We start from the raw sequence: 12,363 nt of genomic DNA on the forward strand, positions 1-12,363 counted from the left end.
TTCCTACACGACCGCCAAGGTTCCAGGAAAGCGTAATGCGTGACTGACTGGGAGACGCACCTGCTGTGCGCCACGCTGCCCGTGCAGCCCTTCGATACGGGCGTTGAGCGCGGCGCAGATTAGCCAAGCAACGCCTTTCCCAACATGTTGCTCGCTGCGCATAAACAACACGGCCACGCGCTGGGCGTGGCCGTGTTCGATGGCGGGTCAGACCTGCTTGGGGCGGACCTGCACGTGCACTTCGGCAAGTTGGTCTGCGGCGATCGGCGACGGGGCGTCGGTCATCAGGTCCTGCGCGCCGGTGGTCTTGGGGAAGGGGATGACGTCGCGGATGGAGTCGGTGCCGGCCATCAATGCAGCGATCCGGTCGATGCCGAAGGCGATGCCACCGTGCGGCGGTGCGCCGTAGTTGAGCGCATCCAGCAGGAAGCCGAACTTGGCACGCGCTTCTTCTGCGCCGATGCCGAGCAACTCGAACACCGCGCTCTGCATGTCCGGGCGGTGGATACGGATCGAGCCGCCGCCGATTTCATTGCCGTTGAGCACCATGTCGTAACCGCGCGAGACCGCGGTGCGGGCGTTGGCGCGCAGGTCGGCGATATCGTCCACCGCCGGCGCGGTGAAGGGGTGATGAAGGGCGACGTAGCGCTGCGCTTCGTCGTCCCATTCGAACATCGGGAAGTCGGTGACCCACAGCGGCGCCCAGCCATCGGCGATCAGCTTGAAGTCCTTGCCGGCCTTCAACCGCAGCGCGCCCATGAAGTCGGACACCTTGGTGTAGCCGCCGGCACCGAAGAACACGATGTCGCCGTTGCCGGCACCCACGTGCTTGAGCAGCGCGGCAAAGGCCTCTTCGGAGAAGAACTTGGCGATCGGCGAGCTGACTTCGCCGCTCTCCGACAGCTTGATGTAGGCCAGGCCCTTGGCGCCGTATTTGGCAGCGTGCGCGGCGTACTCGTCGATCTGTTTGCGCGACAAGCTGGCGCCACCGGGAATGCGTAGCGCAGCGACGCGGCCGTCGGCATCGTTGGCGGCGGCGGTGAACACCGGAAATTCGCTGGTCTTGACCAGCTCGGCCACGTCGACCAGTTCCAGCGCGATGCGCAGGTCCGGCTTGTCCGAACCATAGCGACGCATCGCCTCGGCCCAGGTCATGCGCGGGAATTGCACGGCCAGCTCGACATCCACCACTTCCTTGAAGATGGCGCGGATCATGTCTTCGACGAAATCCTGCACGTCGCGCTCGCGCACGAAGGCGAATTCCATGTCGAGCTGAGTGAATTCCAGCTGGCGGTCGGCGCGCAGCGCTTCGTCGCGGAAGCAGCGCGCGATCTGGTAGTAGCGGTCGAAGCCGGCCACCATCAGGATCTGCTTGAACAGCTGCGGGCTCTGCGGCAAGGCATAGAACTCGCCCGGATGCATGCGCGCCGGCACCAGGAAGTCGCGTGCGCCTTCGGGGGTGGCCTTGGTCAGGATCGGGGTCTCGATGTCCTGGAAGTCGCGCGCATCCAGATGCCGGCGCAGCGCCTGCACCAGCTTGATGCGGGTACGCTGCATGCGCTGCATTTCCGGGCGACGCAGGTCGAGATAGCGGTACTTCAGGCGGGTTTCTTCGCCCGGGTTTTCGTGCGCATGGAACGGCAGCGGCGCAGCCTTGTTGAGGATGCTGATGCGGGTGGCGATCACTTCGACCTTGCCGGTGCGCAGCTTGTCGTTGACCGCATGGCGCGCGCGCACCACACCTTCGACCTGCAACACGTCCTCGTAGCCCAGGCTGGCGGCCACCTTGAACAGCTCTGCGCTGGCGTCGTCGCCGGCCACCGGTTCCACCGTCACCTGCACGATGCCTTCGTGGTCGCGCAGGTCGATGAAGCACACCCCGCCCAGGTTACGGGCCACGTCGGTCCAGCCGGCGAGAGTGACGGTTTGGCCGATCAAGGTCTCATCGACCAGGCCGCAGAAGTGGGTACGCATCGAAAGCTCCGCTGAAAACCCGACACAGGACAGCGCCGGAAAGCCGGATATTCTGGGGCCGGCGGGCGGCAGGAGCAAATGCGCAGGCGCTCACCGGCGCTTAAGTCAGCGCCCGGCTGAATAGGCGCCACGCCCCTTCTGCACCAAGGACGACACGATGCTGCGCACTGCCCTGCTGCTCTCCGGCTTCGGCCTGATCACCCTGACCGGCGCGTTTGCCGGCGCCACCGCCAGCGCGCAGGAACGCGGCTGGGACGGCCCCACCATCACCTGCTCCAGCAACGACAACCGCCGCCGCGAGTGCGATACCCCATTCCGCGGCCGCGCTGTGCTGGTGGAAAACATCTCCGGCACACGCTGTATCGAAGGCCGTAACTGGGGCAGCGATCGCGGCCGGATCTGGGTGGACAATGGCTGTCGCGGTCGCTTTGTCGAAGGCCGCAACGGCGGCTGGGGCGGCGGCAATGGCCCAGGTGGCGGCTTCGGCGGGGTCGCTGGGACGGTACGCTGCGAAAGCAACGACCAGCGCCAGAAAATCTGCGACACCGGCTGGCGCCGCGCCATGTTGGTGCGCCAACTTTCCAACACGCCCTGCGTGGAAGGCCGCAACTGGCGCCAGGAAGGTGGACGGATCTGGGTGGACGACGGCTGCCGGGGCGAATTTGCACAGGCCCGCGGTGACGGCTGGGACCGGGGTGACGGCGGCTACGGTGGCCGCGACGACCGCCCGCGCAACGATTACGCCATCACCTGCGCCAGCGACGACCGCCGCCTGCGTACCTGCGGCTGGGATGGCCGCTATGGCCGCCCGGTGCTGACCCGCCAGCTGTCCGACACCCGCTGCGAGGAAGGCCGCAGTTGGGGGTACGACGACCGCCGCGCGACGGTGTGGGTCAACGACGGTTGCCGGGCACGCTTCGAGGCGCGTTGAGGCCGCGAATGGGCGCGCCGCGCGCGGCTGGGTCCAAGGGTTGTGACTTCCGCCCTGCCAGCGGCTGCGGCGCGCTGGTCCGGCTCAGGCGGGGTCGGCCGCGGGCTTGGCAGCAGGCTTGCTCTCGGCGGCCGCCGCCGGCTTGGCATCGCCACCGGCGCTGCTGCTCTCGGTGAGGTTCTTCTTCTTCTCGCCCGCCGATTTGAAGTCGGTCTCGTACCAGCCGCTGCCGGACAGGCGGAACGAGGGCGCGGTGATCTGGCGCTTGATCGTGGCCGCCGCGCAGGCCGGGCAGGTCTGCGGATCGGGGTCGGCCATCTTCTGCAGGCGGTCGAACGAATGGCCGCAGGTGGTGCACTGGAACGCGTAGATGGGCATGACAGATCCGCTGAAGACGACGCAAGGGCGCAGATTCTAGACGGATGCGGGCGTGTCGGCGCAATGATCGAATCGCACCGACACAGAGCCGGGCAGGCGGACAGTGCCCGGCAGTTGCCGGCCCACTGCCGATTCGCGCGCGGTGCGTCCGGCCTCTTGTGAAGCTGGGGCGTCTGGCGTGCTGGCCGCTGGCGGCCGCATGGACACGACGAGCGAATGCGCTGCGTCGACGAAGACGCTTCGGCCAGCGCGTCAATTGCGGCCTAGAGGGCCTCCTCATCTGAAGGCCTCCTCATCTCATACGGCGCGGCTTTTGCAGGCGTCTTGAACCTGCACTTCCGGCGGATCTCCTTCACCAGCGCAGAGCTGGCACTCGGATCGAAGCAGATCTACGTCCACGCCCATACATGGCGATGTTGCGCGGCCCCACTCCACAACCGACCTGCTCATCGAGCATTCCATGATCGCGTTATGCGAGTCCCATCGATCGAGCCGCACCAGCGCGGCTGTTACACTCGAACGCGTGATCGACGCGCCTTTCCCCCCACGAGGGCCGCATCCATGGTGCGGCTGACTGCCTTATTGCTCGGCGTTGCCCTGCTGCTCACCGGTAGCGGCTTGCTTGGCACGCTGCTCGCTGTGCGCGGCGATCAGGCTGGCTTCGATGCACGTGCATTGGGCTTGATCATGTCCGGCTACTTCGCCGGATTCTTTCTCGGCACCTTCTTCGCGCCGCCGCTGATTCGCCGCATCGGGCACATCCGCGCATTTGCGTTTTATGCGGCGCTGGCAGCCATTGCGGTGTTGCTGCATCCGATCTGGTTGAACGCCTGGGGTTGGGGCGTGCTGCGCCTGGTGACCGGTGCGGCACTGGTCGGCCTGTACACGGTGATCGAAAGCTGGCTCAACGCCGAGCCGGACGCGCGTCGGCGCAGCCGGGTGTTTTCGGTATACATGGCGATCAATCTGTCGGCGCTAGCGCTGGGCCAGATCCTGCTCACTGCAGGCGATGCGGGCGCACCAGCGATGTTCACGCTGACGGCGATCCTGTTCTGTGCAGCGGTCATGCCGGTGATGACCACGCGCCTGATTCCGCCCGAAGTCCCGCATGTCTCACGCCTGCGACTGAAAACGCTGTATGCATTGGCGCCGGTGGCGACGATTGGCGCCGGTCTTTCCGGCCTGGCGATGGGTGCGTTCTGGGGCTTGTTGCCGGTGTACGCCAACCGGATCGGCCTGGATTCGGACGGCGTTGCGATGTTCATGCTCACAGCCATCGTGGGCGGTGCGGTGCTGCAGTGGCCGATCGGACGCATCAGCGATGGGCATGACCGCCGCATCGGCCTGGTGACGGTGAGTGTACTGGCGGCCGGCATCGCCATCGCTGCGGCACTGCCGATGGTGCAAACGCAGACGACCATGCTGTTCGTGTTGTTTTTCGTCTATGGCGGGTTGGCGTTCTCGCTGTATCCGTTTGCGGTGGCGCACATGCTCGATTACCTGCCGCGCGAAGAGCTGCTCTCCGGCTGCAGCAGCCTGCTGCTGGTGCATGGCGTGGGCGCGGCGATCGGTCCGGCCCTGGCCGGTGGCGCAATGCAGAAATTCGGACCAGCGGCACTGCCGGTGTATTTCGCGGTGATGCTGTTGGCGCTGTCCGGATTTACGCTGACACGCTTGCTGCGCTTCACGCGCCGCCGCACCCATCCGATCTCGTTCCGCCCGATGCTGCGCACCACGCCATCGGCGCTGGAGTTGATGCCGGAAACACAGCAGGCCGAAGCACCGCCGCACGCCAAGGGCGGCTGACACACTTATTTCGCTGTCGTCAGTCGCTGCGCTGCTGATCAGGCGATCTGCGGCGTTGCTGCAGAGCCCCTTGCCCGCCCACCGTCGCGGGACACGCCGCAAGTACGTCCTTGTAGGCTCTTGCGCGGCATCCATGCCGCGTAACGTCCCGCGACGGTGAGCGGGCAAGAACCAGTCAAGGTGGTCGGTGTGCACAGTTAAGAGCAGTGCGTGATGCGCGTTGCTCGATACTGGTGTGCCGCTCGAAACCCGGCACACGTGCGACAAGCGACTTTTCACGCGGCCACCGACCAACTTCCTGGTGCGGTGTCCTTACCGGTTGCGGGACCCTTGGCGGCATGGATGCCGCCAAGGAGCCTCCATGGACGGATTCACGGCGTGCGCCGCAGGTGGTAAGGGCACCGCGCACTCGACTCGCCAGGCTTTTAAGCACATCCGAGCGGAGCTGCGACTCGACGTCATGGTTGTCTCATGCCTCGACGTCATCGGTCCGCGTGAACCTCCGTCGATACGACTGGCGATATCCAAACAGCGCTGAATCGCCATCGTCCCGACGTTAGGACTTCCTAAGTGCGTCCAGTGATCCCGGCCACACCTTTAGCGCGGTCATCATCACGCAATGCAAGCGCGGCAGTCTTTGCGGACCCTCCCCGCTTGTTGGATTGCAATGGATTCGACGTCCTCCTCGCGCGTGCGCCGTCCGGCCACGCTCGCCTTGTTGCTGGTTCCGCTCACCCTGCCCGCTTACGCTCAGCAGGCTCCGGACGGCGCAACGTCCGACCCGGCCGCGGCCGCACCGGCCAGCGCTGGCGAACAGGTGTCCACGCTGGACCAGGTGCAGGTGGTCGGCCAGGCGATGACCTATTCCAAGACCACCGTCAGCAAGGAAATGCTGGATCGCCAGTTCGTGCTGGGCAGCGTCAATGACGCCCTGAACGAACTGCCCGGCGTGGTGGTGACCGAGGCCGATGCCTTCGGTTCGTCCGACTGGGGCACGCAGATCAGCATGCGCGGCTTCGTCAGCAATCGCGATACGCAGCAGATCGGCACCACTGTCGACGGCGTGCCCAACGGCGGCTCGGCCTACGGCGGCGGCTCCAAGGCCAATCGCTTTATCGACATGCCGGATCTGGAAACGGTGGAAGTGAGTCAGGGCACCGCCGATATCGCCTCGCGCTCCAACGAAGCGTTGGGCGGCACCTTGAATTATCTCACCGGTGAACCGCTGGAAACGCAGCGCGTGCGCGTGATCGGCGGCATCGGCGACAACCAGGCGCGCAAGTACTACGCGCGCTACGACACCGGCCTGCTCGGCGACAACACGCGTGCCTGGATCAGTGGTTCCTCGGCACGTAACGAGGACTGGATCGACGGCAGCGGCCACACCAGTCGCGACCACCTCGCCGGCAAATTCGTCAGCGTTTTGAATACGTGGACGCTCAGTGGCTACGCCTCTTACGACGATGCCGACGAATCCGAATACACCAGCGTGACCCCGGAGCAGTTCGCGCGCGACCCCGAGCACGACCTGTTGACCGGCACGCTCACCGGCATTCCGTATCTGGACCAGAACTACCGTTCCGGCTCGCGTGCACTACGCAAGAACACGTTCGGCTATCTGCGCGGCGCGTTCGATGGCGGCAGCGGCTTCAAGACCACACTCACTGGCTATGCGCACCGCATGCAGGGGCGCGGCGACTGGATTCCGCCGTATCTTGTGGACGTCACCAACGATGGCGCTGGCGCACCCGAATCCGAGGCTCGTGGCGGCAACACCGTGTATGGCGGCAGCGACCTGGGCAAGCTGTATTACCTCACCCCCGGCGGCGCAGCTGCGACCATGCTGGCCGGTTGCGCCGGCAGCGACGCGGTGCCGGCCGAATCCAATCCTGCTTGCTATCCCGCAGGTTCGGTGCCGGTGCAGTCGTATCGCCATAGCCATTACGACAATCACCGTGCCGGTGCGATGGCCGATGTGGAATGGCGCGCCGATCTCGGCGCGATCGACAACACCGTGCGCGCCGGTGCCTGGCTGGAGCGCTACGACCGCAGCGTCACCCGCGACTGGCATCGCCTGCTCAATGTCGGCACCAATATCAGCTTCGATCATCAGCCGTACTGGGTGCAGTTCAAGGACAACTACCAGACCGATGAGCAGATGTATTACGTGGAAGACGTGATGCGCTATGGCGCGTTCGCCTGGCGCGTGGGCGTGAAGCAATTCTTCGTCGACCAGACCCGCGACCGCCGCATCGGTGATGCGCAGCACGCCGAATCAGATTCGCATTCCGATCCGTTACTGTCGGCCGGCCTGACCTGGACCACACCGGTGCAGGGCCTGGAAGCCTTTGCCGGTTACTCACAGAATTTCGCCGCGATTCCGTCCGGCGTGCTGGGCGAAACCGACCCGGTCGCACTCAGCCGGGTGAAGCCGGAGACCGCCGACAACATCGAACTTGGCCTGCGTGTCAGCCGCTGGCCGTTGACCGGCAGTGTCACGCTCTACGACATCCGCTTCGACAACCGCATCGTGTATGTGCCGGCCAACTTCGTCACCGGGATCGACTACCTGGGCGAAACCGATGGCGTCTACGAAAACTTCGGTGGCGTGCATGCACGCGGCGTCGAAGCAGCGTTGGGCTACGGCTGGGATAACGGCTGGCGCATCAATGGTGCCTACACCTACAACAAGGCCGATTACCTCGGCAGTGGCGATGCCGCGCGCGATACCGCATTGGAAATCACCCCCGGTGCGCAGGTGATCGGCCAACCGCGCAATACGCTGGTGGTGTCGGCCGACTGGCGCGGCCAGGCATGGCGCTTCGGTGTCTCCGGACGCTACCTGGGCAAGCGCTATCTGGACGCGTCCAACCGTGCCGCGCTCGATGGCGTGACCACCTTCGATGCCAATCTGGGTGTGGAACTCTCGCAGCTGAGCTCGCAACTCAAAGGCCTGCAGTTGGCGCTCAACGTCAGCAACCTCACCGACAAGCGCTATCTGGAAGGCGTGGACGGCAGCGACAGCGCCTTTATCGCAGCACCACGCACCGTGGGCCTGACCCTGACGCTGGATCTGTAACGGCGAGCTGCCATGCTATGCGATGCCCGCACCATGCACCGGTGCGGGCAGTCCTTCCGATGCGATGAGCCCACATGATCGACTTGCCCCGACGCCGCCTGCTGCAAGCCGGCCTCACCAGCGGCGCGGCCGCCTTGTTGCCCAGCATCGCGCGCGCCGCGGCCATTGCGCCAGATCGTCGCAGCGGCACGCTGGAGGACCTGCAACACGTGGTGATCCTGATGCAGGAAAACCGCGCGTTCGATCATTACTTCGGCACCCTGCCCGGCGTGCGGGGGTTCGGCGACCGCTTTCCGATTCCGGCGCCGCCATTGCCGGGCGCACCAGCGCGCACGGTGTGGCTGCAACCCAGCGAGGACGGCCGCCAATGGCTGACACCGTTCGCGTTGGACACGGCTGCGCAGTTTGGTTTCATGCGTGTCAAAGGCACCCCGCATAGCTGGCCGGATGCACAGCAGGCCTGGGACCATGGCCGGCTCGGGCAGTGGGCCGCAGCCAAACACAATCATGCGCTGGGCTATTACGCGCGCGCAGACATTCCGTTCCAGTACGCGCTCGCCGAGGCGTTTACCGTATGCGATGCGTACCACGCTGCGATCCAGACCGGCACCAATTCCAACCGTGTGTTCCTGTGGACCGGCGGCAACGATCCGCAGGCGCGCGCGGGCGGCCCGGTGATTGGCAATTCGCACGACAACTTTCCGCAACTGGGCGGGTTTGCCGAGCCGTATCGCTGGGGCACCTACGTCGAAGCGCTGCAGCACGCCGGTGTGTCCTGGCAGATCTATCAGGACATGGCTGACAACTTCACCGACAACCCGCTAGCGGGATTTGCACCGTTTCGACAGGCCTACAGTGGCACGCCCGGACATGATCCGCAGTTACGCGCGCGTGGTGTGAGCACGCGCGGTGTCGCACAGCTGCGCGAGGACGTGCTGGGCGGGCGCCTGCCTGCGGTGAGTTACATCATTGCCGATGCGGCCGGCAGCGAGCACCCGGATCCATCCAGCCCCGCCCAGGGGGCGGCCTACACTGCGCGCGTGCTGGACGCACTCACTGCCGATCCGGCGGTGTGGAGCCGCACCGCCTTGCTGGTGATGTTCGACGAGAACGACGGCTTCTTCGACCATATGCCGCCGCCCGCACCACCGTCGCCGGATGCACGCGCGTTCGGCGGGTTTGCCGGCGCATCGACGATCGCCACCGACGACGACTACCATCGCAACGCGGCACCAGGCGAGCAGAAAGTGGATCTGCCCGAATTACGCGGGCGACCCTATGGGCTCGGCCCGCGTGTGCCGATGTACGTGATCTCGCCATGGAGCCGCGGTGGCTGGGTGGATTCGCAGGTGTACGACCACACCTCGGTGCTGCGCCTGCTGGAACGCCGCTTCGGCGTGCCCGCGCCGGAGATCACACCGTGGCGGCGTGCGGTGTGTGGCGATCTGACCAATGCCTTCGATTTCCGCAATGCCGATGCACGCCCGTTTGCCGCCGCGCTTCCCGATGTCAGCGTAACCGCAGTGCGCGCGGCAGCCCTGCGCGAACACGCCCTGCCGCCGTTGCCGGCCACGTTGCAGCCGCCCGAGCAACCGTTCGGCGTGCGCCGCTCGCGTGCGCTGCCGTATCGCCCCAGCGTGGAGCTAGCCCATCTGCCCGCGCGTGGCGAGGTGAAGCTGCACATGAGCAACGCAGGCGCCGCGGTAGTGCTGCATGTCTACGATCGCTTCGATCTTGCCGCAATTCCGCACCGCTACACGGTGGGGAACGGCGCCGCAGTGGAAGGCACCTGGACCACCTACGACGGGCGCTACGATCTGTGGCTGCTCGGTCCCAACGGCTTCCATCGCCATTACCGCGGCGACCTCGATGCCGCGCCGCTACTGGCCGAGATCACGCAGGACGCAGACGATGCGCAGGTGCTGTGCCTGACATTACGCAATCCCGGCAACCGCCCACTGCATGTCGCGCTGGAACCTGGCGCCTATACGCAAGCGCAACCGCACCAGCACGTCACCGTCGCGGGCGGGGAGGAGCACCGTGTGCGCTGGAGCGCTACATCGACCGGCGGCTGGTACGACCTGTGGCTGGTCCAGGACGGGGCGCGCCAGCGCCTGGCCGGACGCGTGGAAACCGGCAAGCCCGGGATCAGCGACCCCGCGCTCGGCGGCCCGGCACGGCTGTATCAGGACGATCCGCCCCCCATCGACGGCCCAGGACCTGCGTAAGACGAACGGGATTGGGGAGTGGAGATTCGGCAAGGACCGGACCGGCGTGCGCCGTCATCAGCTCGCTCCGCCGTGGCGCCGCGCCGTGCGTCTCGGCGTCGACGGTGGCCTCGTTCAGCGCGGGCGGCAACACGCTCTGCTGCCGCGGTCACGCACCATGCCCAGCGACAGCGGCCGCCCGGCAAGCACGATCATTGATACGCAAACCCTGACGCCCCCTGGCCCACGCACACCGCGTCGCCGGCCAAGCCGCCGGCTTGGACTACCGATGTAGCCAGTACCGGCAGTCGCCGATCGTCTGCGGCTGCGCGCCAGCGGAATAACGCTGCACGATCGCGGCGTGCCACTGCACCCGTTGCGGCGTGCTGCCCACCTTGTTGGGGCAATCGACCATCGCCGCCAGCGGCAGCCCGCCCAACGCAATGTCGGTACTGGCCAGCGACTGCAACGCCTGATCGGACGCCCAGTCGGCAATCATCACCGCGCGGCGGCCGGACCGATAGGGCAGTTCGGAAGACCAGTCATCGCCGAAGGCCACCACCACGCCCTGCTCGGGGGTCGCGGCACGGATCTGCTCGGCGATCTGCGAGATCGACGTCGGCGCACGTGCTTCCTTCATGTTCTTCAGCGAACTCACCAGGCCAGAGCCCAGTGACAGCAGGCACAGGAACACCGCCAATGCCACGCCGCGGCCGGGTTTACCGATCGCCTGGCCACGCTCCACCACGTACCACAGCACGAGGCCGACGATCGACGTGGCGAACACCACCTGCGCGAACTGGTAATAGGGATGCACCACCTGCAGATTGGTGAAGGCCAGCATCGGCGCCAGATAGGCGAGCAACAGCAAGACCACCGCCGCACGGATCTGGCGGATCGACAAACCGGCGATGAGGATGATCAGGAACACCCAGTTCGAACCGACAGGTCCGGCGAAGCGTTTCTTGAAGATGGTTCCCCACCAGATGGCCGGATCCAGGCGCTGCTGCAGGGTGCCGTAATTGAAGCCCGACAGGCTATCGGACGTGACCTGTTGGCCCAATAGCGACTGTGCCTTCAGGGCATCGGCATGCTGCAGCCAGAGCAGCAGTGCCACCAGCGCCGCCGCGGCTGCCAGTGCGCCCCAGGCCAACGGCTTCCAGTGCCCGGCCAACCACTGTGGACGCCAGCCATGCTCGCGCAGCGCCACCCAGGCCAGGGCCAGTACGGTAAAGACAGCAAACCCGAAGAAGGTGGTGATCTTGATCAGGGCTGCCACTACCGCGGCAGCAACGGCGACCCCGCCATGCCAGGCCCGCGGCTGCACGTACAGCCGTGCCATCGCCCAGACAAACACCAGAGCGCAGAACACCGCGGTGGATTCCATCATCACCGAGCGCCCCCACAACTGGGCCAACGGCGACACCGCGAACGCACCGGCAATGCACAGCGCCAGCACGCGGTCGGGGCGCAGTACCAGGGTGATGCGATACGTCATCCAGATGCAGCCCACATGGAATAGGGTGGACAGCAAGCGGCCACTATTGTCGGCACTCATGCCGGTGACTTTGGACAGCAACGCAGCCAACCACTGGAACAGCGGCAGCTCGAACGGGATCGACCACGGCGCGCCGAGCACCGGCGTGAGATAGGACAGGAAAGGCCCACCGCGCAGCATCCAGTCGATCGACAGTGCGGTCTGCGTCTGCCGGAAACCGGACGCATCGATAGGCGGCATCGACCAGCTGAAGACCAGCATGACCAGCAGCGCGATGGCCGAATAGCACAGCAGAATCCGGGCCGGTAGCAGGCCACGGTCGGGGGGCAGTTGCTGGTTCACGCGTCGCGCTCCTGTAGGCGCCGGCCATCAGGCGCAAGGCCGCCGGGCGCGCAGTGTCGGTTCTGCGGGCAACGAGCGCAAGCCGTCGCTGGCACCAGAATCTGCCAGGAACTCACCGCATCTGCCGGTCCAGCAGCGCCGTCACACC

At 65.9% G+C, this 12,363-nt stretch carries 7 protein-coding genes; 4 read left to right on the top strand and 3 right to left on the bottom strand.

Features of this window, described 5'->3' with window-relative positions; translation table 11 throughout:
- Positions 1 to 207: 207 nt before the first annotated feature.
- Positions 208 to 1,974, bottom strand: a complete 1,767-nt coding sequence (gene aspS, locus XpruCFBP8353_RS02745; RefSeq protein WP_101361813.1) for an aspartate--tRNA ligase — start codon at positions 1,972 to 1,974, stop codon at positions 208 to 210.
- Positions 1,975 to 2,131: 157 nt separating this feature from the next.
- Between aspS and XpruCFBP8353_RS02750 the strand changes: the two genes are divergently transcribed.
- Positions 2,132 to 2,905, top strand: a complete 774-nt coding sequence (locus XpruCFBP8353_RS02750) for a DUF3011 domain-containing protein (protein WP_101361814.1) — start codon at positions 2,132 to 2,134, stop codon at positions 2,903 to 2,905.
- Between the two features lie 84 nt (positions 2,906 to 2,989).
- Here the strand turns inward: XpruCFBP8353_RS02750 and XpruCFBP8353_RS02755 are convergent, their stop codons facing one another.
- Positions 2,990 to 3,283, bottom strand: coding sequence for an FmdB family zinc ribbon protein (locus tag XpruCFBP8353_RS02755; protein WP_101361815.1), 294 nt, complete (start codon positions 3,281 to 3,283; stop codon positions 2,990 to 2,992).
- A 561-nt stretch (positions 3,284 to 3,844) separates the two neighbouring features.
- Between XpruCFBP8353_RS02755 and XpruCFBP8353_RS02760 the strand changes: the two genes are divergently transcribed.
- From XpruCFBP8353_RS02760 to XpruCFBP8353_RS02770, 3 genes are all read left to right on the top strand, one after another.
- Complete coding sequence (locus XpruCFBP8353_RS02760) at positions 3,845 to 5,089, top strand: MFS transporter (protein WP_101361816.1); 1,245 nt, start codon at positions 3,845 to 3,847, stop codon at positions 5,087 to 5,089.
- A 667-nt stretch (positions 5,090 to 5,756) separates the two neighbouring features.
- The gene (locus tag XpruCFBP8353_RS02765) at positions 5,757 to 8,168 is read left to right on the top strand and encodes a TonB-dependent receptor (protein ID WP_101361817.1); all 2,412 of its coding nucleotides are present in this window, start codon (positions 5,757 to 5,759) and stop codon (positions 8,166 to 8,168) included.
- Between the two features lie 74 nt (positions 8,169 to 8,242).
- Entirely contained in the window at positions 8,243 to 10,396 is a 2,154-nt protein-coding gene (locus XpruCFBP8353_RS02770; protein ID WP_101361818.1) for a phosphocholine-specific phospholipase C, read from the top strand.
- Between the two features lie 262 nt (positions 10,397 to 10,658).
- On the opposite strand, the gene XpruCFBP8353_RS02775 is transcribed toward XpruCFBP8353_RS02770, so the two are convergent.
- The gene (locus tag XpruCFBP8353_RS02775; protein WP_101361819.1) at positions 10,659 to 12,215 is read right to left on the bottom strand and encodes an ArnT family glycosyltransferase; all 1,557 of its coding nucleotides are present in this window, start codon (positions 12,213 to 12,215) and stop codon (positions 10,659 to 10,661) included.
- Positions 12,216 to 12,363 lie beyond the last annotated feature (148 nt).

It is taken from the genome of Xanthomonas prunicola (assembly GCF_002846205.1).
Lineage (GTDB): Bacteria > Pseudomonadota > Gammaproteobacteria > Xanthomonadales > Xanthomonadaceae > Xanthomonas > Xanthomonas prunicola.

Excerpts from the sequence above, each read along its gene's own strand:
- aspS (WP_101361813.1), bottom strand. The coding sequence starts at position 1,974 with ATGCGTACCCACTTCTGCGGCCTGGTCGATGAGACCTTGATCGGCCAA.
- XpruCFBP8353_RS02750 (WP_101361814.1), top strand. The coding sequence starts at position 2,132 with ATGCTGCGCACTGCCCTGCTGCTCTCCGGCTTCGGCCTGATCACCCTG.
- XpruCFBP8353_RS02755 (WP_101361815.1), bottom strand. The coding sequence starts at position 3,283 with ATGCCCATCTACGCGTTCCAGTGCACCACCTGCGGCCATTCGTTCGAC.
- XpruCFBP8353_RS02760 (WP_101361816.1), top strand. The coding sequence starts at position 3,845 with ATGGTGCGGCTGACTGCCTTATTGCTCGGCGTTGCCCTGCTGCTCACC.
- XpruCFBP8353_RS02765 (WP_101361817.1), top strand. The coding sequence starts at position 5,757 with ATGGATTCGACGTCCTCCTCGCGCGTGCGCCGTCCGGCCACGCTCGCC.
- XpruCFBP8353_RS02770 (WP_101361818.1), top strand. The coding sequence starts at position 8,243 with ATGATCGACTTGCCCCGACGCCGCCTGCTGCAAGCCGGCCTCACCAGC.